This window comes from Pseudomonas sp. DY-1 (assembly GCF_003626975.1).
Taxonomy (GTDB): Bacteria; Pseudomonadota; Gammaproteobacteria; order Pseudomonadales; family Pseudomonadaceae; genus Metapseudomonas.
On record NZ_CP032616.1, the window covers coordinates 2,708,778 to 2,732,916 of the forward strand.

Sequence of the window (24,139 nt, forward strand, 5' to 3'; positions counted from 1 at the left end):
GCGATGCTTCCTTGTTCTTGTTCTGGGTTCAGGGGCGACCGATATCGGCGAACTGGCCTTGAGTGTGAGTCGCCAGGGTATCGGCGGAAAGTTCGACCTCCAGCCCGCGCCTACCGGCGCTGACATGGATACTCTCGAAGTTCCGCGCAGTGCCATCGATGAAGGTACGCAGGCGCTTCTTCTGCCCTAGCGGACTGATGCCGCCCACCAGGTAGCCGGTGGAGCGCTGGGCCTGGGTGGGGTCGGCCATCTCGGCCTTCTTCGCACCGGCAGCATGGGCCAGGGCCTTGAGGTCGAGACTGCCGGCCACCGGCACGACGGCCACCAGCAATTCGCCTTTCTCGGTGGCGGCGAGCAGCGTCTTGAATACCCGCGCCGGGTCCAGGTTGAGTTTTTCGGCGGCTTCCAGACCATAGGACGGCGCCTTGGGATCGTGGTGATAGCTGTGCACCTTGTGCTCAGCCTTGGCTTTCTTCAGCAGATCGATGGCGGGAGTCATGTTCGATTGTGAAAATCCTGCGGCAGATTCGGCGTACCTTAACGGAAAAGCGGTGATTCGACAGCCCGCCGCTATAATGCCGCGCAAAACAAGGAGCCAGCATGATCCTGGGCCCACGACAACAAGACATCCTCGACCTCACTCGCGAGCGTGGCTACGTCAGCATCGACGAACTGGCCCAGGCCTTCGGCGTCACCCCGCAGACTATCCGGCGCGATATCAACCAACTCGCCGAACACGGCCTGCTGCGACGCACCCACGGCGGCGCTGCCAGCGAAGGCTCGAGCACCCAGAACACCGCCTACGCCATGCGCGCCGGGCAGAACCGCGACGAAAAACAGCGCATCGCCGATGCAGTGGCCGAATACATCCCGGACCACGCCTCGCTCTTCATCAATATCGGCACCACCACCGAAGCCATCGCCCGCGCACTGATGGGCCACAAGGGCCTGAAGGTGATCACCAACAACCTGCACGTGGCGGCGCAACTGGCCGACAAGCCGGACTTCGAAGTACTGGTGGCCGGAGGCACAGTGCGCAGCGACGGTGGCATCGTGGGCCAGGCAGCGGTGGACTTCATCCAGCAGTTCAAAGTGGACTACGCACTCGTAGGCATCAGCGGGATCGACGAAGATGGCAGCCTGCTCGACTTCGATTACCAGGAAGTGCGCGTCTCCCAAGCCATCATCGAGAACGCCCGCCAGGTGTTCCTCGCCGCCGACTCCAGCAAGTTCGGTCGCAACGCCGTAGTACGCCTGGGCGCCATTTCCCTGGTGGACCGGCTGTTCACCGACCACCAGCCCTCCCCCGCCCTGACCCGCCTGCTCGCCGAGCACAAGGTGCACCTCGACCGGGTCTGAGCTGCTCTTCCCCTGTGTGAATTTTCCATGACCACCCGGCGCGATTTCGCGCATTGGGCTAGTCATTTCGTACGCGCTCATCTAGGCTATTTTCGAAAATGAACACTGAAAGTTCGGTTTCGACCTTGGTGCCTGCCAATGAACCACAACCATTCTCCCATCGCGGAAGTCTATGACCTCGCAATCGTCGGCGGCGGCATCAACGGTGTCGGCATTGCCGCTGATGCGGCCGGACGCGGCCTGTCGGTCTTCCTCTGCGAGAAGGACGACCTCGCCCAGCACACCTCCTCGGCCAGCAGCAAACTGATCCACGGCGGCCTGCGCTACCTGGAACACCACGAGTTCCGCCTGGTGCGCGAAGCCCTGGCCGAGCGTGAGGTGCTGCTTGCCAAGGCGCCGCACATCGTCAAACCGATGCGCTTCATTCTTCCGCACCGGCCGCACCTGCGGCCGGCGTGGATGATCCGTGCCGGCCTGTTTCTCTACGATCACCTCGGCAAGCGCAAGCGCCTACCCGCCTCCCGCAGCCTGCGCTTCGGCGCCGGCAGCCCGTTGCAGGCTGAAATCACCCAGGGTTTCGAATACTCCGATTGCTGGGTCGACGACGCGCGCCTGGTGGTACTCAACGCCATGGCCGCCCGCGAGCGCGGGGCCCATGTGCATACCCGCACCCGCTGCGTCAGCGCCCGGCGCAGCAAGGGCCTCTGGCATATCCACCTGGAACGCGTCGACGGCAGCCTGCTGTCGATCCGCGCCCGTGCCCTGGTCAACGCCGCCGGCCCCTGGGTGGCGCGCTTCATCCAGCAGGACCTCAAGCAGGCGACGCCCTATGGCATCCGTCTCATCCAGGGCAGCCACATCATCGTGCCGCGCCTGCACGACGGCGAGCAGGCCTACATCCTGCAGAACGAGGATCGCCGTATCGTCTTCGCGATTCCGTACCTGGAGCGTTTCACCCTTATCGGCACCACCGACCGCGAATACCACGGCGACCCGGCGGAAGTGGCGATCACCGCCGAAGAAACCCACTATCTGCTGGACGTGGTCAACCGCCACTTCAAGCACCAGTTGAGCGAGCAGGACATCCTCCACAGCTATTCCGGCGTGCGCCCGCTGTGTGATGACGAGTCGGACGATCCGTCAGCGGTGACGCGCGACTACACCCTCGCCCTCTCAGCCCATCCCGGCGAGGCTCCCCTGCTCTCGGTGTTCGGCGGCAAGCTGACCACGTACCGCAAACTGGCCGAGACCGCCCTCCAGCAACTGACGCCCTGGTTCCCCTTCGCCAAGGGCGCCTGGACCGCCAGCGCGCCGCTGCCCGGCGGCGAAAAGATGGAATGCCGCAGCGCCCTGGTGGAAGCCCTTTGCTCGAGCTTCGGCTGGTTGCCCACGCATATCGCCAGACGCTGGGCCAACCTCTATGGCAGCCGTTGCTGGCATCTGTTGCGCGGCGTACGGGAACTGGCTGACCTCGGCGAGCATCTGGGCGCCGGCCTCTATTCCCGCGAAGTGGACTATCTCTGCCAGCAGGAATGGGCGGTAAGCGCCGAGGACATCCTCTGGCGCCGCACCAAGCTCGGTCTGTTCATGAGCCCCAGCCAGAAAGCGCGTCTGGCTCATTACCTGAAACCGGAGCATCCGCGCCGACCGCGCGTGGATGCAGCGTAACCCTTCCCTGCTCCCTCCATTCCCCGACCAACGGCCCCACCGCTCGCCCTTTTAGGTTGCCGACTCTAGAGCGGTCGGCCGATCCTTCACGGCGCCCCATGCCTCCAACAAGAACAAGGCGAGTGCAGTTCATCCCACCACTGCCGGATCGAACCAGGGGGTGCGCCCCCGGGAGGAGTCATGCGTATTCGTTGCTTCCTGCTCGGTTGCCAATGGACCGAAGGTTTTCGTACAGAAGTCGGCGCTGTTCCCATGATCTGCCAGCGTTGCCTGCGTTGCGGCACCCATCGCTATCTCAGCCCGCCCGAAGAGGAGGCTGAAACAGCGGGTTGAAAGGCAAACGAATCCGACGGATAGCCATTTGACAGCACACCGCAACCCTCTAGTTTTAACCAGCGTTGCCGATGGCCTTTTCAGAAGCCATCAGCCAGACAACCTTGGCAAGGGAGTGCTCCATGTCGCATCCGTCGTCCGCCAACCCAATCAAGGGCCTGGCCCTGCACTCCCTGATCTGGCTGGCCTGTGCCGGCATGGTCGCTGTTGACCTGCCGGTCTGGCTGGTCCTGGGCGGAGGCTGGCTGGCTAGCCTGCTGCTGACCTGGTTGCAGCGAGAGTCGCGCCCACGTGCCACGCAGGCCACTACCCACCCCATCGTGGCACCCGACTGGCAGCAGGCCCAGAATGCCGTGGACGAACACCTTGGCACCTTGCAGGCACATGCTGGGCAGGTCGACGGGTTGCTGCAGGACGCCATCGCTCGCTTGGGCGACAGCTTCCAGGGCCTGGCCGCCCGCATCGACCAGCAGCGTGCCCATTCCCACTCTCTGATCGAGCGCTACGGCAACCAGCAGGGCACCGATGACGGCATGAATTTCCAGGAGTTCATCTCCACCACCCGTAACACCCTGGGCCTGTTCGTCGAGGCCACACTGGAAACCAGCCAGACCTCCCAGGAACTGGTCAAGCGCATGGACCGGGTGACACAGAAAATCGCCGATATCCTTAAATCCACCCACGATATGGACGCCATCGCCAAACAAACCAACCTGCTGGCGCTGAACGCCGCCATCGAGGCCGCCCGCGCCGGTGAAAGCGGTCGCGGCTTCGCCGTGGTCGCCGACGAAGTACGCGCCCTCTCCACCCGCTCCACCGGATTCTCGGAGCAGATTCGCAAGCATGTGGACGTGGTCTACCGCGAAATCCAGGACGCCGAGTCGGCCATCTCCCAGTTGGCAGACAAGGACATGGGAATTGCCCTGGAATCCAAACAGCAGTTGCACCACATGCTGGAAGACCTGGAAGGCATGAACCGGCACACGCTGAAAGTGATCCAGGAACTGGATCGCATTTCTCTGGAGGTGGGCTCAGGCGTCGACCAGGCCATTACCGCCTTGCAGTTCCAGGACATGAGCAGCCAGCTGATCGGCCAGATGCGCAAGCATTTCGCCAAACTTGGCGGATTCGCCGCAGCGCTTGGCGGGCTGCGCACAGTGACGCCGGAGCAGTGGGCCGAATGCGTCGACCAGGAAACCCTCGAGCTGCGCAAACCTGTCGCCAATCCCGTCGCCCAGAGCAGCGTATGTGCCGGCGAGGTGGAGCTTTTCTGAACCGATGGGCGTCATGCATTCGCCACCTATCCGTGCGACGAATGGATGACGTCAATAGCTGGACGCTCACAAGGCGCCCATCTACACATAAGCATGGCCAGTGGCCATGCAGCGAGGCGGGATTCTGTAGGGACGAATGAAATCGCCCCTACAAGGAAGAAGAGGCATCACCCCAGAAAAAGCGGCAAGGAGAGCGGCACTGATGAGCAAGCAGATCCTGATCGTTGACGACTCAGCATCCATAAGGCAGATGCTGAGCTTCACTCTCAAAGCCGCCGGATACCTCGTGGACGAGGCGGTAGATGGCAAGGATGGCCTCGGCAAGGCGCAGAGCAAGGCATACAACCTGGTCTTCACCGACCAGAACATGCCCAACATGGATGGCCTCAGCCTGATTCGCAGTCTGCGCGGTCTGCCCGGCTACCGCGCCACCCCCATCCTCATGCTGACCACCGAATCCAGTGACAGCATGAAGCAGCAAGGCAAGTCCGCCGGCGCCACTGGCTGGCTGGTCAAGCCCTTCGATCCGCCAAAACTGCTGGAAGTCACCCGCAAGGTCCTCCCCTGACCCCAGCACAAGGCGCCTCCCATGAGTGAAGGGATGAATCAGTTCCTCCAGGTCTTCTTCGAGGAAACAGAAGAACACCTGGCAAGCCTCGAACTACTGCTGCTCGGTCTCGACCTGCAGCAGCCTGACGCGGAAGAACTCAACGGCATCTTCCGCGCCGCGCATTCCATCAAGGGCTCCGCCGGCATGTTCGGCTTCGATGACCTGACCGCCGTGACCCACGAGCTGGAAACTCTGCTCGACCGAATCCGCAGCGGCCAGATGGCTCTGCGTGCGGAAATGGTCGACCTGTTCCTGCAAGCCCGCGACGTGCTGATGCGTCTGCTGGATGCCCACCGCCAGAAGTGCCCCGACCCGAGCGTGCCGGTTGAAGAAACGGTGACCCGCCTGCGCGGGCTGCTGGACACCACGCCGACGCCTGTCGAAGAGGCGGATTTCGGTTTCTTCGATGACGCACCCGGCCTGCCCGAATCAGCGGCCGCCGACGACTTCGGCTTCTTCGACGATGCGCCTGGCGTGCCTACCCAGGACGCATCCGGCGCCTTCGGCTTTTTCGATGAAGCCCCTGGCGCACCCGCCGCGGCCATCGCCTCCCCGCCTAAGCCGACTCCTGCAGCTGCAGCGCCCGCCAGCAAACCTGCAACGAGCGAAAACGAGTCCAGCTCGATCCGTGTCAGCGTCGAGAAAATCGATAGCCTGATCAACCTGGTGGGCGAACTCGTCATCACGCAGGCCATGCTCGGCCAGCTCGGCGGTGCGCTCGACCCGAGTCAGCACGAGCGTATCCACCAGGCCTTGGCGCAGCTCGAGCACAACACCCGCGACCTGCAGGAATCGGTGATGTCGATCCGCATGTTGCCCATCAGCTTCATCTTCAGCCGCTTCCCGCGCCTGGTGCGCGACACCTCATCGCGCCTCGGCAAACAAGTGGAACTGGTGCTGCAGGGCGAACACACCGAGCTGGACAAAGGGGTCATCGAGCGCCTCAGCGACCCGCTCACCCACATCGTGCGTAACAGCATCGACCATGGCATCGAGCAACCCGAGGCACGTCTGGCCGCCGGTAAACCGGCCAGCGGCACCGTGCGCCTGGGCGCCTTCCACCAGGGCGGTAGCATCGTTGTCGAGATCAGCGATGACGGCCGTGGCCTGAACCGCGAGCGCATTCTCGCCAAAGCCCGCGAGAAGGGCCTGGCGGTGCACGACGGCATGAGTGACACCGAGGTCTGGCAACTGGTCTTCATGCCCGGTTTCTCCACTGCCGAAGTAGTCACCGACCTCTCGGGACGCGGCGTCGGCATGGACGTGGTCAAGCGCAACATCCAGGCCATGGGCGGGCGCATCGACATCGACTCGGCCGCGGGCCTGGGCACCCGCATCAACATCCGCCTGCCGCTGACGCTAGCCATCCTCGACGGCCTGATCGTCGCCGTGGCGCGCACCCATTACGTGATACCACTGACCTACATCGTCGAATCGCTGCAGCCCAAGGCAGAGGACATCCGTGGCCTGGGGGGCGAGGAAGGCGCGGTGATCCGCGTGCGCGGCGAGTACCTGCCGCTGCTCTCGCTGCACGACCTGTTGGGCGAATCCACCCCGCCGCTGCCGGCCGAGCAGTCCATCGTGGTCATCCTCGAAGCCGACGGGCGCCACTTCGCCCTGCTGGTGGATGACCTGGTGGGCCAGCAGCAGGTGGTGATCAAGAGCCTGGAACAGAACTTCCGCCGGATCGAAGGCATCGCCGGCGCCACCATCATGGGCGACGGCAGCGTCGCCCTGATCCTGGATGTCGACGCCCTGCCGGGCCTGGCCCAACAACAAGGAGCGGTACTGCATGAACTCACCTAGTGCGGAACAGGCCGGACAGCCGGCCCAGGAGTACCTGACCTTCACCCTCGGTCGCGAGGAGTACGCCATCGACATACTCCGGGTGCAGGAAATTCGCGGCTATGACCAGGTGACCGCCATCGCCAACAGCCCGGCCTTCATCAAGGGCGTGATCAACCTGCGCGGCGCCATCGTTCCCATCGTCGACCTGCGCATCAAGTTCAACCTCGCCGACGTCACCTACGACCCGTTCACCGTGGTGATCATCCTCAACATCGGCCGACGCATCGTCGGTGTGGTGGTGGATTCGGTGTCCGACGTGATCGCCCTGTCGGGTGACGAGATAAAGCCGCCGCCGGAGTTCGGCGCCAGTTTCGATACGGAGTACCTGCTGGGCCTTGCCACCGCGGCCGAGCGGATGTTGATCCTGGTGGATATCGAGAAGCTGATGACCAGCCGCGAAATGGCCCTGGTCGAAGCAGCCGCAGCCTGACACGCAAGGGGATAATCCATGGGACTGTTCAACGGAAAAGCACAAGCACAGCTTCGCGCGCAGCACCTGGCCAGCCTGATCCAGGGCCTGGCCGAGGGTAATCTCGACCAATCCATCGGCGCCGGTGACGACCCGATCTGGACATCGGTCTACGACAGCCTCGCCCGTTTGCAGAAGGGCCTGCGCCAACAGCACGTAGAAAGTGCCAGCACCGAGGCACTGAGCCAGGCACTGGTGGAGATGACCCGCCAGCACACTGACGGCTGGATCGACCAGGTCATACCGGAAGACCGCTTCACTGGTACCCACGCGCGCATCGCGAAGGGCGTCAACGAACTGGTGGCCGCCCATATCGCGGTGAAGATGCAGGTCGTGGGAGTGGTCACCGCCTATGGCCGTGGCGACTTCAGCAAGGACATGGAGCGCCTGCCGGGCAAGAAGGCGCAGATCACCGACGCCATCGACGGTGTGCGCGACCGTCTCAAGGCTGCGGCCCAGGCCGCCGCTGAGAACACCCGGATCAAGAGTGCGCTGGACAACTGCAGTACCAACGTGATGATCGCCGACGGCGAACGCAACATCATCTACATGAACAAGACCGTCACCAGCATGCTGCAGAACGCCGAGGCCGACCTGCGCAAGGCACTGCCGTCGTTCTCCGTGAACAAGCTGCTGGGCGGTTCGATCGACCAGTTCCACAAGAACCCCGAGCACCAGAAGCGCCTGCTCGCCACCTTCACCAGCACCTTCCGCACCCAGATCGACGTGGGCGGACGGACCTTCGGCCTGGTGGCCAACCCGGTCATCAGCGATGCCGGTGAACGCCTCGGCTCGGTAGTCGAATGGGCCGACCGGACCCTGGAGGTGCAGGTCGAACGTGAGGTCGCGGCGCTGGTCGGCGCAGCCGCAGCGGGTGACTTCTCCAAGCGCATCGATGAAAGCGGCAAGAGCGGCTTCATCCTCAACCTGGCTACCGGCCTGAACAGCCTGGTGGAAACCGCCGACAAGGGCCTCAAGGACGTCTCGCGGATGCTCGGCGCACTCGCCCAGGGCGACCTGTCGCAAAGCATCAGTGCCGACTACCAGGGCACCTTCGGCGAACTCAAGGACTACTCCAACGAAACCGCGCAGAGCCTGTCGCGCATGCTCGGACAGATCCGCGAGTCCGCCGACACCATCAACACCGCCGCCAGTGAAATCGCCAGTGGCAACGCCGAACTCTCCACCCGCACCGAACAGCAGGCCTCCAGCCTGGAGGAAACCGCCTCCAGCATGGAAGAACTGACCAGTACGGTGAAACTCAACGCCGAGAACGCGCGCCAGGCCAACTCCCTGGCGGTGAATGCCTCGGAAGTGGCCACGGAAGGCGGCAACGTGGTGCAGAAGGTGGTCAGCACCATGACCGCCATCAACGACTCGGCACGGAAGATTTCCGACATCATCGGAGTCATCGATGGCATCGCCTTCCAGACCAACATTCTCGCCCTCAACGCCGCGGTGGAAGCGGCGCGTGCCGGTGAGCAGGGTCGCGGCTTCGCCGTGGTGGCCGCCGAGGTTCGCACGCTGGCACAGCGCTCGGCGGCGGCGGCCAAGGAAATCAAGACACTGATCTCCGATTCGGTGAGCAAGGTGGAGAACGGCAACACCCTGGTGGCCCAGGCCGGCCAGACCATGAGCGACATCGTGATCGCCATCAAGCGGGTCACCGACATCATGGCCGAGATCGCCGCCGCCTCCACCGAACAGAGCCGGGGCATCGAGGAAGTGAACGGAGCGGTCAACCAGATGGACGAGATGACCCAGCAGAACGCCGCGCTGGTGGAACAGGCCGCCGCAGCCGCCGAGGCCCTCCAGGAGCAGGCCGGGCTGATGGCGCAGTCGGTTGCGGTATTCAAGCTGGACCCGGCCCACGCTGGCCAGCCCGCAGCTGCCCGCAGCAACGCACGCCAACCCCAGGCCGCACGCCCGACACGTGCAGGGCGAAGCGCGCGCAGTAAAGAAGAGGAATGGGAAGAGTTCTAGCCCCGTAACCCCCGGCGCCCTGGCGCCGGGGGTCATTGAGGTAACGCAATGAATGCGCACGTCCTGGGCGAACACGAGTTCGGCTACAACGACCGCGATTTCGAGCAGGTGCGCGAGCGGCTCTATCGTCGTGCCGGCATCAGCTTGGCCACCAGCAAGCAGCAGATGGTCTACAGCCGACTGGCACGGCGCCTACGCCAACTCGAACTGCGCACCTTCTCCAGCTACCTGGCCTACCTCGACCATCATCCCGAGGAATGGCAGCCCTTTATCAATGCGCTGACCACCAACATCACCGCCTTCTTCCGTGAACGGCACCACTTCGACCAACTCGCTGCATTGGCCAAGGATCCCTCGCGCCGGAGCCGGCCGCTGCGCTTCTGGTCGGCCGCCTCCAGCACCGGGGAAGAGCCCTACTCCATGGCCATCGCCCTGCACCAGGCCCTGGGTGAGCGAGCGCAGGGCGTGCAGATCATCGCGTCGGACATCGACACCGGCGTACTGGAAACCGCACGGCGCGGCGTCTACCCGGTGGAGCGTCTCGAGCAACTGGACCCTGCCGTGAAGAAGCGTTACTTCCAGCGCGGCACTGGAGCCAATGCCGGTCTCGCGCGGGTAGTGCCCGAGCTGCGGCAGATGGTGGAATTCCGCCGCATCAACCTGCTGGATGCCGACTGGCATCTCAGCGGCGGACTGGACGCCATCTTCTGCCGCAACGTCATGATCTATTTCGACAAGCCCACCCAGGTACGGCTGCTGGAGCGAATGGTGCGACTGCTGCGGCCAGACGGCCTGTTCTTCGCCGGACATTCGGAAAGCTTCGTGCAGGCCAACCATGTGGTGAAACTGGTCAGCCGCACCGTCTACCAGCCTGTACCGGGAGCCTCATCATGAAAGGGGAAACTGCAGGCGCCATTGCCGCAACCCGCTACTACGATCCCGATTTCCAGCTGCCGGCGGTCAAGGTGCTGCCTGGCGAGTTCTACGCCACCACCGAGGACCAGGTGCTGGTCTCAGTGCTTGGCAGTTGCGTCGCAGTGTGCCTCTTCGACCTGCAGCGCGGCGTCGGCGGCATGAACCAGTTCCTCCTGCCAGAACCCGGCCCTGGCAGCGGCCTGGCCAGCGCTGCCACCCACCACGGGGTGCGCATCATGGAGCAACTCAGCGAAGAGATGCTGCGCCAGGGCGCACGGCGGCATCAGTTGGCGGCCAAGGTATTTGGCGCCGGCAACCTGCCCAATGACTTGCTGCGCTTCGACGCCACACTGCGCACCGTGGAGTTCGTCCACAGCTACCTGGACACCGAAGGCATTCCCCTGCTGGCCGAGGACGTGATGGGAGCCGAAGCGCGCAAGGTCTACATCTTCCCCTCTAGCGGCAAGGTGCTGGTGAAGAAGCTCAAGAGCCTGCACAACGACACCATCCTGCAACGCGAACTGGAATACATCCTCTACCTCAAGCGCGGGGAGGCGCTGGGGCCATACGACTTGTTCAAGGAGTGAGCACGTGCCCATAAAGGTGCTGGTAGTGGACGATTCGGCGCTCATCCGCAGCCTGCTCAGTGAGATCGTCCGCGCCGACAACGAACTGCAACTGGTGGGCGTGGCGCCCGACGCCTATGTCGCCCGCGATCTGATCAAACAGCACTCGCCCGACGTCATCACCCTGGACGTGGAAATGCCGCGCATGGACGGTCTGACCTTCCTCGACAAACTGATGAAGGGCCGCCCCACCCCGGTGGTGATGATCTCCTCGCTGACCGAGCGCGGCTCCGAGGCGACCCTGCGCGCCCTGGAGCTGGGCGCCATCGATTTTGTCGCCAAGCCCAAGCTGGGCATCGCCGAAGGCATGCAAGCCTACGCCGAAGAAATCCGCGCCAAGCTCAAGGTGGCCGCACGCGCGAGAATGATCCGCCGTATCGCTGTGGAGCGCCCGGTCGAACGCGGCCTGCCCATCGTCGGCACTGAAAAGCTGATCGCCATCGGCGCCTCCACCGGCGGCACCGAAGCCATCAAGGAAGTGCTGCTGGGCCTGCCAGCGGACAGCCCAGGCGTGGTCATCACCCAGCACATGCCCGCGGGCTTTACCCGCTCCTTCGCCGCGCGTCTGGACAAGCTCTGCCGCATCAGCGTCAGCGAGGCCCGCGATGGCGACCGCATCCTCCCCGGCACCGCCCTTATCGCACCCGGAGGCCTGCACATGGAGGTGGCGCGCTCCGGCGCCAACTACGTCGCGCGCCTGTCCGAAGCGCCACCGGTCAACGGCCACCGCCCAGCCGTGGACGTGATGTTCAACAGTGCCGCCCGCTGCGCCGGGCGCAACCTCATCGCCGCCCTGCTCACCGGCATGGGCAAGGATGGCGCCCGTGGCCTGCTGGAAATCCGCGAGGCCGGCGGCTACACCGTCGCCCAGGACGAAGCCAGCTGCGTGGTCTACGGAATGCCTCGGGAAGCGGCGGAGATTGGTGCTGCGGAAGAGGTGCTGGCACTGGAAGAGATCGGGCCGGCGCTGCTGGCGCAAGCGCGGCGCCGGGGCAGTGGGAACAGGGTGTGAGGGCCGAGGGTGGTCTGATGGCCACCGTTGATGACGCCAAGCTTGCACGGAAAGCTCCCTCTCCCTCTGGGAGAGAATTGGGGTGAGGGAAGCCAGGTGTTGCCCGGTCGACACATCATGCACACCCTGTTGAGCTTCGCTCAGCACCCTTCTACAAGGGCGCTGTGTGCCTATCCTCGCAGGCCCAAAGCTCCACCATCGGCTGATCGGCATCCGGCGGCCCCAACCACTCGGCCAGTTCGCGGCACCGACCGTTGTTGCAAAGCTGGTAATCCCCCGCCTCCGGCGTCCGCCCGAGGCGCAGGGGATTCAGAGGTGGCAACCGGCGCCGGAAATGCCAGGCGCCGTCCCGCAGTACGGCGCCGTCGGGAATGTCCATACCCGCCCCGCTGCCCCGCACCCGTGCCTCGCGCAGTTCCAGGCCCTGCGGGGTAATTCGGTAGTCCTCCTCCCAGCGCACTTTTTCCACCGTGTGCTGCCAGGCCAGGGTGAACTCGGTGACCGGTAGCGTCGCCCAGACGCTACCGGCCAACCCCAGGCACAGGCCGATCATGCGGTGGCGGCGCCTGCCCGGCGAGCGCGCCAGACATGCTGGGCAATGAACAAGACGGACAGGACGAAGCCCAGCTCATCGGTCACCGGCAAGGCGAGGATCAGCAATGCGCCAGCGGCGAAGGCCAGGGTACGCTCCCACCATGCCAGGCCCACCTGCAGGTGCCCGGTGAACACCGCGCCCCACAGGCCGATGGCCAGAACCGCCTTCAGCAGTACATAGAGCGTCGCCCAGCCGTTTTCACCCTGTAGCATCAGCGCCGGATCGTAGACCGCCATGAAGGGCACCACGAAGCCCGCCACGGCGATGCGCACGGCCCAGAGGCTGATCAGCAGTCCCCGCTCGCGGGCAATCGGCGCCGCCGCGAAACAGGCCAGGGCAACCGGTGGCGTGAGGTCGGCCATGATCCCGAAGTAGAAGACGAACATGTGCGACACCAGCAGCGGCACGCCCAGTTCCAGCAGCGCCGGTGCGGCGATGGAGCTGGTGATGATGTAGTTGGGAATGGTCGGGATGCCCATGCCCAGCACCAGGCAGGTGAGCATCGTCAGGACCAGGGAAAGGAACAGGTTCTCCTGGCCGATGGCGAGTATGTAGCCGGCGAAGGTGGAGGCCGCGCCGGTCAGGCTGACGACGCCGATGATCACCCCCACCAGGGCACAGGCGATGCCCACCGGCACCGCATGCCGTGCGCCTTCCACCAGCGCATGGAGGCACAGGCGCAAGGTTGCCCGGCCGCCCTTGACGAACCAGCAGGCCGCCACCAGCGCGGCGATCACTCCGAAGATCACCCCGATACCCAGTTGGAAGAACCCTGCGCAGAGCAGCCCCAGGGCGATCCAGAAGGCGATACGCAGGCCGAATGACGACACCCGCAGGATGATCGCCGAGCCGAGGATGACGATGGCCGTCAGCGCCAGGCCAACGGTGCCGGAGAACAGCGGCGTGCGTCCGGAGAACAACAGGTAGATCAGCACGAACAGCGGTATCAGCAGGTACCAGCGGTCCTTCACCGCCCCCCAGGCGCTCGGGCACTGCTCCTTGGGCAGGCCCACCAGATTGGAGCGCCGCGCTTCCAGGTGGACCATCCAGAAGGTCGAGCCGAAATAGAGCAAGGCCGGAATCAACGCCGCCTTGGCCACTTCGAAATAGGGCAGGTTGATGGTTTCTGCCATGATGAAAGCCACCGCCCCCATCACCGGCGGCATGATCTGGCTGCCCATGCTCGCGGTGGCCTCCACCCCACCGGCAAAGGCAGCCCGGTAGCCGAAGCGCTTCATCAGCGGAATGGTGAACTGGCCGGTGGTGACCACGTTGGCCACGCCCGAGCCGGTGATGGTGCCCATCAAGGCCGAAGACACCACCGACACCTTGGCCGGCCCGCCGAGCTTGTGGCCGAACAGGCCGAGGGAAAAATCGGTGAACAGCTTGATCATCCCCGCCTGTTCGAGGAAGGCGCCGAACAGGATGAACAGGAAGATGTAGGTCGCGGACACGTAGGTGGGCGTGCCGTAGAACCCCTCGGTGCCGAAGGACAACTGGTTGACGATCTGATCCAACCCGTAGCCCCGGTGCGCCAGGTCGCCCGGCAGGTACTCGCCGAGCAGGCCGTAGGCAAGGAACACGCCGCAGATCAGCGGCAGCGCGATACCCATCACACGGCGCGCCGCCTCGAACACCAGCGCAATCAGCAACAGGCCGATGGCCATGTCGGCGCCGGTGAGGTCGCCCGAGCGCTGGATAAGGTCCACCTCGAAAATCCACTGGTAGGCCGCGGTGGCCGCACCCGCCAGGGCCAGCAGCCACGCCAGCGGTTGCCAGGGCGGCGTCCGGCCAACGGCGGGATAGCTGAGGAACACCAGCATCAGCAGGAAGCCGACGTGTACGGCCCGCAGTATCTGCGTGGAAACCGGGTGGAAAGCGGCGGTTACGATCTGGAAGCAGGTGAACAGCAAGGCGACGACGAACAACGCCTTGGGCCAGTCCGACACGCTGGCGCCGAGCCCCGAATGGTCTTCTGTCATGACACGTCCTCTACTGCCTGGAATGCCGGCGGCCCCCGCCGCCGGCGCGGGCCATCACTTGAGTACGCCGGCTTCCTTGTAGAAGCGCTCGGCGCCCGGATGCAGAGGGATGGGCAGGTTCTGCGCCGCCGTTTCCAGCTTGATGTCCTTGGCCGCGGCATGGGAAGTGACCAGTCGACCAAGGTTGTCGAACATCAGCTTGGTCATCTGGTAGGCCAGCTCATCGGACACGCCTTCGTGTGTCACCAGGATGTTGGTGATGGCCACGGTCGCCACGTCCAGGTCCTGGCCGTCATAGGTCTTGGCCGGGATCACCGCCGGCTGATAGGCCGCATTGCCGATCTTGGCCGTGACCTCCTTCGGTACCTCGACAAAATTGATCGGCATGGTCGCGGACAGGTCGCGGATTGCCGCCATGCCCAACCCAGAGGACTGCAGCGTGGCATCCAACTGGCGGTTCTTGATCAGCTCCACCGACTCGGCATAAGGCAGGAACTCGACCTTGCCCATGTCTTCGTAGCTGAGGCCGGCTGCCGCGAAGATCGCCCGCGCGTTCAGTTCCGTACCGGACTTGGGCGCCCCCACCGAAATGCGCTTGCCCTTGAGGTCGGCCAGGGTTTTGATGCCCGACTCCTTGGCGGCGACGATCTGGATGTAGTTCGGGTAGGTGGCGGCGATGGCCCGCAGCTTCTTCAATGGCGCCTTGAAGCCCGCCTCTTCGACGCCCGTCCAGGCGTCGCTCACCGAGTCGCCCAGGGCCAGGGCCAACTCGCCGCGCCCGGCCTGCAGCAGATTGAGGTTCTCCACCGAGGCCTTGGTGGCCTGCACCGAGGTCTTCGAGCCTTCGATGCCGCTGCCGTAGATCTGCGAAAGACCGACACCAATGGGGTAGTACACCCCGCTGGTGCCGCCGGTGAGAATATTGATGAAGGTGGGCGCGGCCAGCGCTGCGGCGCTGGCCGCCAGGGCGGAAAGAAAGGCAATGGAACGGATCGAGGTACGCAGTCGCATGGGGGACTCCCTTCTTGTTGTCATGGTCTCGAAGCATTGACTCTAGACCATCGACCAGAAGGGATGCAGCCCATGCGCACTGGGCTGAAAGGAGCATTGCGCCAAGACCGGAAATGATGTTGACACCCCTCGATCCAATTCCCGCCCCCCTCAGGTCGGCAACACCTCGCGCTGGCGGGACAGGGTCAACGCCAGGTCTTCGATCATGTCTTCCTGCCCGCCCACCGTACCTCGACGGCCCAGTTCCACCAGCAGTTCGCGGGCCTGGATGCCGTATTTCTTCTCGGCACGCTTGGCGAACAGCAGGAAGGAGCTGTACACCCCGGCATAACCCAGGGTCAGGGCATCGCGGTCGACGCGGATCGGCTGGTCCATCATCGGCACCACCAGGTCCTCGGCCACATCCATGATCCTGTAGAGGTCGATACCGGTAGCCACGCCCATGCGCTCCAACACCGCCACGAACACCTCCAGCGGGGTGTTGCCGGCACCAGCCCCCAGGCCCGCTACCGAGCCGTCGATACGCGCGGCACCCGCCTCGATGGCAGCCAGGGAGTTGGCGATGGCCATGCCCATGTTGTGGTGGCCGTGGAAACCGACTTCGGTGCCGGCGTTCAACCCGTTACGCAGCACGGCGATCTTCTCGGTCACCTCATCCGGCAGCATGTAGCCCGCCGAATCGGTGCAGTAGATGCAGTTGGCGCCGTAGCTCTCCATCAGCTTCGCCTGCTCCAGGAGTTTTTCCGCGCTGACCATGTGCGCCATCATCAGGAACCCGACCGTGTCCAGGCCCATCTTCGCCGCCATGCCAATGTGCTGGCCGGAGACGTCCGCCTCGGTGCAGTGGGTGGCGACGCGGATGGTGGAAACGCCGAGGTCATGGGCCATTTTCAGGTGCTCGACGGTGCCGATGCCCGGCAGCAGCAGGGCCGAAACCTTGGCCTGCTTGAGCTTGGGGATCACCGCATCGAAGTACTCCTCGTCCGAGTGGGCCGGGAAACCGTAGTTCAGCGAGCTGCCGCCCAGGCCATCGCCATGCGTGATCTCGATCAGCGGCACGCCGGCGGCGTCGAGGCCGGTGGCCACGGCGACCATCTCGTCCAGGCTGATCTGGTGGCGCTTGGCATGCATGCCGTCGCGCAGGCTCATGTCGTGCAGGCGCACGTGCTTACCTTGCAGGTTCATGGGGTATCTCCACTCAACGGACGGGCAATTGCAGGGCGCCCTTGTGGGCTTCTTCGGCGAACATCTCGGCGGTGCGCAGACCGGCGGCGGTCATGATGTCCAGGTTGCCGGCGGACTTGGGCAGGAAGTCGCCCAGGCCTTCGACCTCGATGAAGATCGACACCTTGCGACCGTCGAACACCGGGCCGTTGATCAGCTTGTAGCCCGGCACATAGCGCTGCACTTCCTTGACCATGTGCAGCACCGAGGTGCGGATCTCCGCCTGGTTCGGCTCGCCTTCGGTGAGGCAATGGATGGTGTCGCGCATCATCAGGGGCGGCTCGGCCGGGTTGATGACGATGATGGCCTTGCCGCGCTTGGCGCCGCCGATTTTCTCCACGGCACCGGCGGTGGTGCGGGTGAATTCGTCGATGTTCTGCCGGGTACCCGGCCCCACCGAGCGGGACGACACCGTGGCAACGATTTCGCCGTACTCCACCGGCTGCACGCGGGACACCGCCGCCACCATGGGAATGGTGGCCTGGCCGCCGCAGGTGACCATGTTGACGTTGAGCGCCAGCGTCTCGGCGTGCTCCTTGAGGTTGACCGGCGGCACGCAGTACGGACCGATGGCCGCAGGGGTGAGGTCGATCATGATCACGCCCAGCTCATTGAGCTTGCGGCTGTTCTCGGCGTGGACGTAGGCCGAGGTGGCATCGAAGGCAATGCGGATATCGTCGTCCAGCACATGCGGCAACAGACCGTCGACGCCGTCTGAGGTTGTCTTCAGACCAAACTCGGCGGCGCGCTTGAGGCCTTCGGAGGTCGGGTCAACACCCACCATCCATACCGGTTCGATCCATTCCGACCGACGCATCTTGATCAGCAGGTCGGTACCGATATTGCCCGGCCCGATGATGGCCGCCTTGAGTTTCTTGCTCATGTTCATTCCCCCGGAGTCAGTCGCGGAAGGACACCCGGGCACTGCCCAGGCCGTCGATGGTCAGTTCGAATTGGTCGCCGGCACGCGCCGGCTCCAGAGGAACCAGGGAGCCTGAGAGGATGATCTCCCCGGCCTTGAAAGGGATGCCGAAGGCGCCCAGGGTGTTGGCCAGCCAGGCCACGGCGGTAAGCGGATTGCCCTGCACAGCCGAGCCCAGGCCCTGGCTGATCTGCGTGCCGTTCTTGAATACGCTCATGCGCAGGTTGGGCAGGTCCAGCTCGCGCGGGTCCACCTGCTCGCGGCCGAGTACGAAGACACCGCAGGAGGCGTTGTCGGCCACGGTGTCCTGGATGCGGATTTTCCAGTCGTGGATGCGCGAGTCGACGATCTCGAAGCAGGGCATCACGTACTCGGTGGCATCGAGCACGTCCTGCTCGGTGACGCCCGGACCGATCAGATCGTGCTTGAGCTTGAAGGCGATCTCGCCCTCGGCGCGGGGCTGGATCAGGCGGTTCCCGGCCAGCGAGATGCTGTCGCCGTCGTCGAACCACATGTCACGGGTGATGAAACCGAAGTCCGGCTGGTGCACATCGAGCATGCGCTGCACGGCTTCGGAGGTGACGCCGATCTTCTTGCCGACGATGGCATCGCCCGCCGCCACACGACGCTCGATGCTGTAGAGAGAAATGCGGTAGGCGTCTTCGATCGTGATCTCAGGCCAGCGCTCGGTCAGCGGCGCCAGGGTGCGACCGGCGAGCAGGGCCTGGTAGAGCTCCTCGCCAAATTCACGTTGCCGGACTTCGCTCATGGCCGCCCCTCCGCGAGGAAGCCGAGGCAGGTGCGATTGAACAGCTCGCGGTGTTCCACCATCACCCAGTGCCCACACTCGCTGAGCATCACGAAGCGGACATTGCGACAGTTTTCCAGCATGGTCTGCGCACCGGAAGACGGGCAGAACTTATCGTTCATGCCCCAGAAACCGAGGATCGGGCAGGTCAGCTCGGACAGGCGCCCGGTCATATTCGGCACCTGCATGGTGCTGAGTACGCAACGCGGCTGCTGCTGGACCACCGCAACGCGCTCGTTGACGGTCTCGTCGCTGATCAGCGAGGCATCGTAGAGCTGCAGGCCGAGCAGGCGACGCATGCCATCGGCATCGTTCAGCTCGCCATTGGCGAAAGCCGCGCCCATTTTCTGGATGCCTTCCATTTGCAGGTAGTACTGCTCCTTCTCCATCAACCCGCCGGGTGCCATCAGTACCAGGCGACTGACGCGCTTGGGCGCATCCAGCGCCAGCTTGATGGCGATGGCACCCCCCAGGGAGTTGCCCACCAGCACGCAGCGCTGGATATCCAGGGCGTCCAGCAGGCCGGTCAGGGCGGCGACAAAGAAGTCCAGGCTGTAAGTGGTTTCCGGCTTGTCAGAGGCGCCATAGCCCGGCAGGTCGGGAACGATGACGCGGTAACCGGCGTCAGCGAATTCCAGATAGTTCTGCTTGAAGTTGCTATGGCCGCTGGCGCCGGGGCCGCTGCCATGGATGAACACCACCGTTTCGCCTTCTCCCGCCTCGATGTAATGCAGTCGCAGGCCATCGGGCAGCGTGACGAAACGCCCTGGCAATCGCGCGTCCATGGGACTCTCCTCGGCTTGTTGTTTGCCGGGATTATTCGGGCGGGCCGGCAGGCCAACATCGTCCGAGAGGACTAGCAGACACTGCGCCGGGTTGGGATGAAGTACTTGTAGGTGCGAACGCATTCGCTATTGCAGCGTTAGCTTTTGCGAGCGATTTACAATCGGGCCAAGAGCCTTGTAGGAGCTGGCTTGCCAGCGAAACGGGGCCATTCGCTGGCAAGCCAGCTCCTACAGGCCATGCATCTACTTGCAACACGTCATGCAGAAAGAGCCAATTCATTCGCCCCTGCAGAAATGGGCCCCAAACGTGGAAGCCCTAGTCCTCCCGGACGTAGGCGGCCCGTCCTGCCCGCCCTAGCCTCTGCCCATCGACATTTCAGAGGAAACGACCATGGGCGATGCATTGGATTTCAGCGGCAAGGTGGTTCTGGTAACCGGTGGCGGCAAGGGTGTGGGCCGGGGCATCAGCCAGCGCTTTCTCGCCGGTGGCGCCGAGGTGGTGATCTGCGGCCGCAATGCCCCGGACGTATTGCCCCGTCACGCAGGCCGCGAGGCTCTGTTCCTGCCGTGTGACGTGCGCGATATCGAGCAGCTGCAACGCATGCTGGACAACATCGTCGAGCGCTTCGGACGGCTCGACGTACTGGTGAACAACGCTGGCGGCGCACCCCATGCCGAGGCGGCCACGGCCTCGCCGCGCTTCTCCGAATCCATCATCCGTCTCAACCTGCTGGCGCCGCTCAACCTCTGCCAACTGGCCAACCGGGTGATGCAGGCCCAGCCCGAGGGCGGCGCCATCGTCAACATCTGCAGCGTCAGCGCCACCCGCCCCTCCCCTGGCACCGCCGCTTATGGTGCGGCCAAGGCCGGACTGCTCAACCTCACCCGCTCGCTCGCGGTGGAATGGGCGCCCAAAGTAAGGGTGAATGCCATAACGGCGGGGCTGATCCTCACCGAACAGGCGGAGCTGCATTACGGCGATGCCGAGGGTGTGGCACGGGTAGCGGCGGGAATTCCGCTGCAGCGCATGGCGAGCCCCGAGGACATTGGTGATGCCTGTCTGTACCTGGCATCGCGCCTTTCCAGCTACGTGAGCGGCGCGGATATCTGCGTGCATGGCGGGGGAGAGAAGCCGGCGTTTCTGGAGCAGGCGGGGGCAAATTGAACGCGCGCCTGTAGGTTGGCACTGCGTTTGAAAAGCCCAACATCACCCGGGTCGACCTGACGATGTTGGGCCTCGCTTCGTTCGGCGCCAACCTACGAGGATGTCGAGGCGCCTACAACCATCGAATGCGCCCGAAACACCGTCTCGACGATCTTCCACTGCCCGTCGATGCGGCGATAGCGATCCTGGTAGACCCCGCCCAGTTGTCGCGTAGCACCAGACTCGGCATCGACATTGAAGTAGTAGAGCGCCCAGCGCCCCGCAACTTCGTCGTCAACCAGATGTTCCAGTTCGGGATTGGCGCCGTGGTGCAGGTCGATCACCCGTTCGTTGCAGGCCAGTGACTGGTAGAGCGCGACAAAGCTGTCACGCTCCTGGAAGGTGCCCACCGGGCCGTAGTCGATCGTGATCGGCCCCTCGGCAAAGCAGGCACGAATCGTCTCCACGTCCTTCAGATCGCAGGCGTTGAGATAGCGGTGCTTGAGCAGACGAACAGCCTCCAGCGCTTCGAGGCGCGCGATGCGCTGTTCAAGGTTCATGACGCGTTCCTCGCCACCAGGTTGGCCTCGCCCCAGAAGGCCTTCATCGAGCGGATGCGGCCTTCGGCGTCGAACTCCATCACATCGATCACCTGGATGGAGCACGGCGCGCCGTTCCATACCAGGTCCACGCAGAACGGCACCGCGCCGCTGCCGGCGTGGCTGGCAGATACCGGACCCGTGCGGCGGGCGCGGGCGTTGGCGCGGCCCAGCCCCTCGCGGTAGAAGCGGTCGATGGCCTCGATGCCCACATGGGGCGGGCTGCCGACGGGGTCTTCCACCGTGGCATCGGCGGCGTAGAGCGCGACGATGCCATCGATATCGCAGGCGTCCACCAGCTCGACGTAGCGGGCCATGGTTTCCTGTACCTGTTGCGGACTGATCATCAGATGCTCCTCATAGGGTCTCGAACAGGGCGGCGGCGCCCATGCCACCACCAATGCACATGCTCACCACCACGTAGCGCACACCGCGGCGCTTACCTTCGATGAGCGCATGGCCGACCATGCGTGCGCCGGACATGCCGAAGGGATGGCCAATGGCGATGGCGCCGCCGTTGACGTTCAGGCGCTCGTCGGGAATGCCCAACGTGTCGCGGCAGTGGATCACCTGGCAGGCGAACGCCTCGTTCAGCTCCCACAGGCCGATGTGATCCATGGTCAGGCCGTAGCGCTTGAGCAGCTTGGGGATAGCGAAGACCGGGCCGATGCCCATCTCGTCGGAGTCACAGCCCGCGACCGCCAAACCACGATAGAGCCCCAGGGGCTCCAGGCCCCGGCGCTCGGCCTCGCGCGCGCTCATCAGCAACGAGGCACTGGCGCCATCGGATAGCTGCGAGGCATTGCCGGCAGTGATGAAGCGCCCGGCGCCGGACCATTGACCGCCCTGCCAAACAGGTTCCAGGGCGCTCAGGCTTTCGCGGGTGGTGTCGACGCGATTGCACTCATCGCGAGTCAGGGTGACTGATTCGTGGCGGCTCTCACCCGTGGCCTTGTCCGTTACCAGCTTGCGTACCGCCAACGGCGCCAACTCGGCATCGAACAGCCCTGCGCTCTGCGCCAAGGCCGTGCGCATCTGGCTCTGGTAGCTGTACTCATCCTGCGCCTCGCGGGAAATGCCATAGCGCCCGGCGACGATCTCCGCCGTCTCGATCATCGGGATATACGCGCGCGGGTCGTGCGCCAGCACCGCTTCGGACTGGTTGCGGTAGCTGTTCTTGTGCTTGTTCTGCACCAGGGAGATGGACTCCAGGCCACCTGCGATGGCGATGTCGATCTCGTCGCAGATGATGCTCTTGGCCGCCAGGGCGATGCTCATCAGACCGGACGAACACTGGCGCTCTACCGCCATGCCGGCCACGCTGGAAGGCAGCCCGCCGGCCACCGCGCAGAGGCGACCGAGGTTGTATGCCTGGGTACCTTGCTGCGCGGCGGCGCCCATGATCACGTCATCCACCTCCCCTGGCTCGACGCCGGCGCGACGCAGCGCCTCACGCACTACATGGCCGCCCATCAGCGGCGCCTCGGTGTCGTTGAACGCTCCCCGGAAGGCCTTGCCGATGGGGGTTCGGGCGGTGGATACGATTACGGCTTCTTTCATTCTGTTGTCCTCTGGATTCGCGCGGGGCAAGGGGAGACTTTGTGGGGCCGAATTCTTTCGCTATGCAGACCGCAGGTCTGCCCTGCGTGGCCTGAAGGGGGCAGCTGCGCTGCCCTTTCGCGAATGAATTCGCTCCCACAGGAAAAGCGCACCTCAGATCACGCCGGGTAATACCGACTGATGGTGTCCACCACGCAGCCCGGACGATCCTCCCCCTCGATCTCCACACTGATGCGGATGGTGGCCTGGACTCCGCCCTTCACGGCTTCGGCGGCGATAAGTTGCGCACTGCCGCGCACACGGTTGCCGGCGCGGACCACATTGGGGAAACGGACCTTCTCGCAGCCGTAGTTCACCCCCATGGAGATGCCGCGCACCTCGACTATCTGCGGCAGGAACAGGTTGACCAGGGCCAGGGTCAGGTAGCCGTGGGCGATGCAGGCACCGAAGGGGCCGCTGGCGGCGCGAACCGGGTCGACGTGGATCCACTGGTGGTCGCCGGTGGCATCGGCGAATTGGTCGATGCGCGACTGCTCGACACTCAACCACTCGCTGTGACCCAGTTGTTCGCCCACCCGCTCCAGCAAGGCAGCCGGGGTTTCGAAGATCACCTTCATGCTCAGGCCCTCTGGCTGGAAACCGACAGCACTTCGCCGGTCATGTAGGAGCTGTAGTCGCTGGCCAGGAACATCATCACGTTGGCCACTTCCCAGACTTCTGCGGCGCGGCCGAAGGCCTCGCGGGAGGCGAGCTGGTCCAGCAACTCCTTGGGTGCGGATCGCTTCAGGAAGTCATGCAGGGCGATGCTCGGACTCACCGCGTTGATGCGGATGCCGTGTTCGGCCGCCTCCACCGCTGCGCAGCGGGTCAAGGCCATGACACCGGCCTTGGCGGCGGCGTAGTGGCTTTGTTCCTTCTGCGCGCGCCAGCCGAGTACCGAGGCGTTGTTGACGATCACGCCGGCCTGGCGCTCGATCATCTTCGGCAGCATGGCGCGGGTCATGCGCATGGTGCCGGTGAGGGTTACGTCGAGGACGCGGTTCCATTCCTCATCGCTCATCTCCACCAGCAGGCGCGATCCACCCAGGCCAGCATTGTTGATCAGCACATCGACTCCGCCCAGCTCGCGCTCGGCCGCCGTGACCAGGGCCTGCACCTGCTCCTCAATGGTGACGTTGCAGACCTGGCCATGGACCTGATCGAGTCCGGTGGCCTCGCGAATCTTCGCCACCGCCTCCTGCAGGCGTCCTTCATGGATGTCGCTGATCATCAGTGCGCGACAGCCTTCCTCGGCAGCGCGCAAGGCGGCAGAGAAGCCGATACCAGCACCAGCCGCGGCAGTGATCAGAACCGATTTGCCGCGCAGCAGGCCGTGGCCGGGAACGTAGGTTGGAATGGTCATGCAAGGTCCT

The 24,139-nt window shown here is 64.4% G+C and carries 25 protein-coding genes; 12 read left to right on the forward strand and 13 right to left on the reverse strand.

Annotated elements, in window-relative coordinates; translation table 11 throughout:
- Positions 1–28: 28 nt before the first annotated feature.
- Positions 29–499, reverse strand: coding sequence for a Cys-tRNA(Pro) deacylase (ybaK, locus tag D6Z43_RS12770; RefSeq protein ID WP_120652561.1), 471 nt, complete (start codon positions 497–499; stop codon positions 29–31).
- 101 nt (positions 500–600) lie between these two features.
- Here ybaK and D6Z43_RS12775 point away from each other — a divergent pair, with 101 nt between their 5' ends.
- The 11 genes from D6Z43_RS12775 (at position 601) to D6Z43_RS12820 (ending at position 12,097) form a co-directional block, all read left to right on the forward strand.
- Complete coding sequence (locus tag D6Z43_RS12775) at positions 601–1,359, forward strand: DeoR/GlpR family DNA-binding transcription regulator (protein WP_120652562.1); 759 nt, start codon at positions 601–603, stop codon at positions 1,357–1,359.
- Between the two features lie 138 nt (positions 1,360–1,497).
- Positions 1,498–3,027: a glycerol-3-phosphate dehydrogenase gene (gene glpD, locus D6Z43_RS12780; RefSeq protein WP_120652563.1), complete on the forward strand. Its 1,530-nt coding sequence runs from the start codon at positions 1,498–1,500 to the stop codon at positions 3,025–3,027.
- 180 nt (positions 3,028–3,207) lie between these two features.
- Positions 3,208–3,360, forward strand: a complete 153-nt coding sequence (locus D6Z43_RS27915) for a PSPA7_2676 family Cys-rich small protein (protein ID WP_162945837.1) — start codon at positions 3,208–3,210, stop codon at positions 3,358–3,360.
- A 533-nt stretch (positions 3,361–3,893) separates the two neighbouring features.
- Entirely contained in the window at positions 3,894–4,634 is a 741-nt protein-coding gene (locus D6Z43_RS28775) for a methyl-accepting chemotaxis protein (protein ID WP_371924419.1), read from the forward strand.
- A gap of 202 nt (positions 4,635–4,836) precedes the next feature.
- On the forward strand, positions 4,837–5,202 hold the full coding sequence (locus D6Z43_RS12790) for a response regulator (protein ID WP_077523849.1): 366 nt from the start codon (positions 4,837–4,839) through the stop codon (positions 5,200–5,202).
- Positions 5,203–5,223: 21 nt separating this feature from the next.
- The gene (locus D6Z43_RS12795; protein WP_120652565.1) at positions 5,224–7,050 is read left to right on the forward strand and encodes a chemotaxis protein CheA; all 1,827 of its coding nucleotides are present in this window, start codon (positions 5,224–5,226) and stop codon (positions 7,048–7,050) included.
- Positions 7,037–7,522, forward strand: a complete 486-nt coding sequence (locus D6Z43_RS12800; RefSeq protein ID WP_120652566.1) for a chemotaxis protein CheW — start codon at positions 7,037–7,039, stop codon at positions 7,520–7,522. The genes D6Z43_RS12795 and D6Z43_RS12800 overlap by 14 nt, the downstream gene beginning before the upstream one ends.
- Before the next feature lie 18 nt (positions 7,523–7,540).
- On the forward strand, positions 7,541–9,544 hold the full coding sequence (locus tag D6Z43_RS12805; protein ID WP_120652567.1) for a methyl-accepting chemotaxis protein: 2,004 nt from the start codon (positions 7,541–7,543) through the stop codon (positions 9,542–9,544).
- A gap of 48 nt (positions 9,545–9,592) precedes the next feature.
- On the forward strand, positions 9,593–10,438 hold the full coding sequence (locus D6Z43_RS12810) for a CheR family methyltransferase (RefSeq protein ID WP_120652568.1): 846 nt from the start codon (positions 9,593–9,595) through the stop codon (positions 10,436–10,438).
- On the forward strand, positions 10,435–11,046 hold the full coding sequence (locus D6Z43_RS12815) for a chemotaxis protein CheD (protein ID WP_120652569.1): 612 nt from the start codon (positions 10,435–10,437) through the stop codon (positions 11,044–11,046). The genes D6Z43_RS12810 and D6Z43_RS12815 overlap by 4 nt, the downstream gene beginning before the upstream one ends.
- A gap of 4 nt (positions 11,047–11,050) precedes the next feature.
- Positions 11,051–12,097, forward strand: a complete 1,047-nt coding sequence (locus D6Z43_RS12820; RefSeq protein WP_120652570.1) for a chemotaxis response regulator protein-glutamate methylesterase — start codon at positions 11,051–11,053, stop codon at positions 12,095–12,097.
- A 151-nt stretch (positions 12,098–12,248) separates the two neighbouring features.
- On the opposite strand, the gene D6Z43_RS12825 is transcribed toward D6Z43_RS12820, so the two are convergent.
- The 7 genes from D6Z43_RS12825 to D6Z43_RS12855 all read right to left on the reverse strand — a co-directional run bounded on the left by D6Z43_RS12825 (position 12,249) and on the right by D6Z43_RS12855 (position 19,424).
- Positions 12,249–12,650, reverse strand: coding sequence for a DUF1850 domain-containing protein (locus D6Z43_RS12825; RefSeq protein WP_120652571.1), 402 nt, complete (start codon positions 12,648–12,650; stop codon positions 12,249–12,251).
- Complete coding sequence (locus D6Z43_RS12830) at positions 12,647–14,674, reverse strand: TRAP transporter permease (protein WP_120652572.1); 2,028 nt, start codon at positions 14,672–14,674, stop codon at positions 12,647–12,649. Before D6Z43_RS12830 ends, D6Z43_RS12825 begins: the two co-directional genes overlap by 4 nt.
- Positions 14,675–14,728: 54 nt before the next feature.
- Positions 14,729–15,685 (reverse strand): TAXI family TRAP transporter solute-binding subunit, encoded by a 957-nt coding sequence (locus tag D6Z43_RS12835; protein ID WP_120652573.1) that lies wholly within the window; start codon positions 15,683–15,685, stop codon positions 14,729–14,731.
- 150 nt (positions 15,686–15,835) lie between these two features.
- A complete protein-coding gene (dmpG, locus tag D6Z43_RS12840) occupies positions 15,836–16,870 on the reverse strand; it encodes a 4-hydroxy-2-oxovalerate aldolase (protein ID WP_120652574.1) in 1,035 nt (344 codons plus the stop codon).
- Between the two features lie 13 nt (positions 16,871–16,883).
- Positions 16,884–17,792 carry an acetaldehyde dehydrogenase (acetylating) gene (locus tag D6Z43_RS12845; RefSeq protein ID WP_120652575.1) on the reverse strand — a complete coding sequence of 303 codons (909 nt, stop codon included), beginning with the start codon at positions 17,790–17,792 and terminating at the stop codon, positions 16,884–16,886.
- A gap of 16 nt (positions 17,793–17,808) precedes the next feature.
- Positions 17,809–18,600, reverse strand: a complete 792-nt coding sequence (locus D6Z43_RS12850) for a fumarylacetoacetate hydrolase family protein (RefSeq protein WP_120652576.1) — start codon at positions 18,598–18,600, stop codon at positions 17,809–17,811.
- Positions 18,597–19,424, reverse strand: coding sequence for an alpha/beta fold hydrolase (locus D6Z43_RS12855; protein ID WP_120652577.1), 828 nt, complete (start codon positions 19,422–19,424; stop codon positions 18,597–18,599). The genes D6Z43_RS12850 and D6Z43_RS12855 overlap by 4 nt, the downstream gene beginning before the upstream one ends.
- Before the next feature lie 391 nt (positions 19,425–19,815).
- Here D6Z43_RS12855 and D6Z43_RS12860 point away from each other — a divergent pair, with 391 nt between their 5' ends.
- Positions 19,816–20,589, forward strand: a complete 774-nt coding sequence (locus tag D6Z43_RS12860; RefSeq protein WP_120652578.1) for an SDR family oxidoreductase — start codon at positions 19,816–19,818, stop codon at positions 20,587–20,589.
- A gap of 92 nt (positions 20,590–20,681) precedes the next feature.
- Here D6Z43_RS12860 and D6Z43_RS12865 read toward each other — a convergent pair whose 3' ends face one another.
- The 5 genes from D6Z43_RS12865 to D6Z43_RS12885 all read right to left on the reverse strand — a co-directional run bounded on the left by D6Z43_RS12865 (position 20,682) and on the right by D6Z43_RS12885 (position 24,129).
- The gene (locus D6Z43_RS12865) at positions 20,682–21,128 is read right to left on the reverse strand and encodes a nuclear transport factor 2 family protein (protein WP_120652579.1); all 447 of its coding nucleotides are present in this window, start codon (positions 21,126–21,128) and stop codon (positions 20,682–20,684) included.
- Positions 21,125–21,514 carry a nuclear transport factor 2 family protein gene (locus tag D6Z43_RS12870; protein WP_120652580.1) on the reverse strand — a complete coding sequence of 130 codons (390 nt, stop codon included), beginning with the start codon at positions 21,512–21,514 and terminating at the stop codon, positions 21,125–21,127. Before D6Z43_RS12870 ends, D6Z43_RS12865 begins: the two co-directional genes overlap by 4 nt.
- A 10-nt stretch (positions 21,515–21,524) precedes the next feature.
- Positions 21,525–22,727 carry an acetyl-CoA C-acyltransferase gene (locus D6Z43_RS12875; protein WP_120652581.1) on the reverse strand — a complete coding sequence of 401 codons (1,203 nt, stop codon included), beginning with the start codon at positions 22,725–22,727 and terminating at the stop codon, positions 21,525–21,527.
- Between the two features lie 158 nt (positions 22,728–22,885).
- Complete coding sequence (locus tag D6Z43_RS12880) at positions 22,886–23,344, reverse strand: MaoC family dehydratase (RefSeq protein WP_120652582.1); 459 nt, start codon at positions 23,342–23,344, stop codon at positions 22,886–22,888.
- Between the two features lie 2 nt (positions 23,345–23,346).
- Positions 23,347–24,129: an SDR family oxidoreductase gene (locus D6Z43_RS12885; RefSeq protein ID WP_120652583.1), complete on the reverse strand. Its 783-nt coding sequence runs from the start codon at positions 24,127–24,129 to the stop codon at positions 23,347–23,349.
- Positions 24,130–24,139 lie beyond the last annotated feature (10 nt).

Excerpts from the sequence above, each read along its gene's own strand:
- D6Z43_RS12825 (WP_120652571.1), bottom strand. The coding sequence starts at position 12,650 with ATGATCGGCCTGTGCCTGGGGTTGGCCGGTAGCGTCTGGGCGACGCTA.
- D6Z43_RS12875 (WP_120652581.1), bottom strand. The coding sequence starts at position 22,727 with ATGAAAGAAGCCGTAATCGTATCCACCGCCCGAACCCCCATCGGCAAG.
- D6Z43_RS12850 (WP_120652576.1), bottom strand. The coding sequence starts at position 18,600 with ATGAGCGAAGTCCGGCAACGTGAATTTGGCGAGGAGCTCTACCAGGCC.
- D6Z43_RS12880 (WP_120652582.1), bottom strand. The coding sequence starts at position 23,344 with ATGAAGGTGATCTTCGAAACCCCGGCTGCCTTGCTGGAGCGGGTGGGC.
- dmpG (WP_120652574.1), bottom strand. The coding sequence starts at position 16,870 with ATGAACCTGCAAGGTAAGCACGTGCGCCTGCACGACATGAGCCTGCGC.
- D6Z43_RS12865 (WP_120652579.1), bottom strand. The coding sequence starts at position 21,128 with ATGAACCTTGAACAGCGCATCGCGCGCCTCGAAGCGCTGGAGGCTGTT.
- D6Z43_RS12835 (WP_120652573.1), bottom strand. The coding sequence starts at position 15,685 with ATGCGACTGCGTACCTCGATCCGTTCCATTGCCTTTCTTTCCGCCCTG.
- D6Z43_RS12860 (WP_120652578.1), top strand. The coding sequence starts at position 19,816 with ATGGGCGATGCATTGGATTTCAGCGGCAAGGTGGTTCTGGTAACCGGT.
- D6Z43_RS12810 (WP_120652568.1), top strand. The coding sequence starts at position 9,593 with ATGAATGCGCACGTCCTGGGCGAACACGAGTTCGGCTACAACGACCGC.
- D6Z43_RS12795 (WP_120652565.1), top strand. The coding sequence starts at position 5,224 with ATGAGTGAAGGGATGAATCAGTTCCTCCAGGTCTTCTTCGAGGAAACA.
- D6Z43_RS12800 (WP_120652566.1), top strand. The coding sequence starts at position 7,037 with ATGAACTCACCTAGTGCGGAACAGGCCGGACAGCCGGCCCAGGAGTAC.
- D6Z43_RS12830 (WP_120652572.1), bottom strand. The coding sequence starts at position 14,674 with ATGACAGAAGACCATTCGGGGCTCGGCGCCAGCGTGTCGGACTGGCCC.
- D6Z43_RS27915 (WP_162945837.1), top strand. The coding sequence starts at position 3,208 with ATGCGTATTCGTTGCTTCCTGCTCGGTTGCCAATGGACCGAAGGTTTT.
- D6Z43_RS12775 (WP_120652562.1), top strand. The coding sequence starts at position 601 with ATGATCCTGGGCCCACGACAACAAGACATCCTCGACCTCACTCGCGAG.
- D6Z43_RS12790 (WP_077523849.1), top strand. The coding sequence starts at position 4,837 with ATGAGCAAGCAGATCCTGATCGTTGACGACTCAGCATCCATAAGGCAG.
- D6Z43_RS28775 (WP_371924419.1), top strand. The coding sequence starts at position 3,894 with ATGAATTTCCAGGAGTTCATCTCCACCACCCGTAACACCCTGGGCCTG.
- D6Z43_RS12845 (WP_120652575.1), bottom strand. The coding sequence starts at position 17,792 with ATGAGCAAGAAACTCAAGGCGGCCATCATCGGGCCGGGCAATATCGGT.
- D6Z43_RS12870 (WP_120652580.1), bottom strand. The coding sequence starts at position 21,514 with ATGATCAGTCCGCAACAGGTACAGGAAACCATGGCCCGCTACGTCGAG.
- D6Z43_RS12885 (WP_120652583.1), bottom strand. The coding sequence starts at position 24,129 with ATGACCATTCCAACCTACGTTCCCGGCCACGGCCTGCTGCGCGGCAAA.
- D6Z43_RS12855 (WP_120652577.1), bottom strand. The coding sequence starts at position 19,424 with ATGGACGCGCGATTGCCAGGGCGTTTCGTCACGCTGCCCGATGGCCTG.
- D6Z43_RS12815 (WP_120652569.1), top strand. The coding sequence starts at position 10,435 with ATGAAAGGGGAAACTGCAGGCGCCATTGCCGCAACCCGCTACTACGAT.
- ybaK (WP_120652561.1), bottom strand. The coding sequence starts at position 499 with ATGACTCCCGCCATCGATCTGCTGAAGAAAGCCAAGGCTGAGCACAAG.
- D6Z43_RS12805 (WP_120652567.1), top strand. The coding sequence starts at position 7,541 with ATGGGACTGTTCAACGGAAAAGCACAAGCACAGCTTCGCGCGCAGCAC.
- glpD (WP_120652563.1), top strand. The coding sequence starts at position 1,498 with ATGAACCACAACCATTCTCCCATCGCGGAAGTCTATGACCTCGCAATC.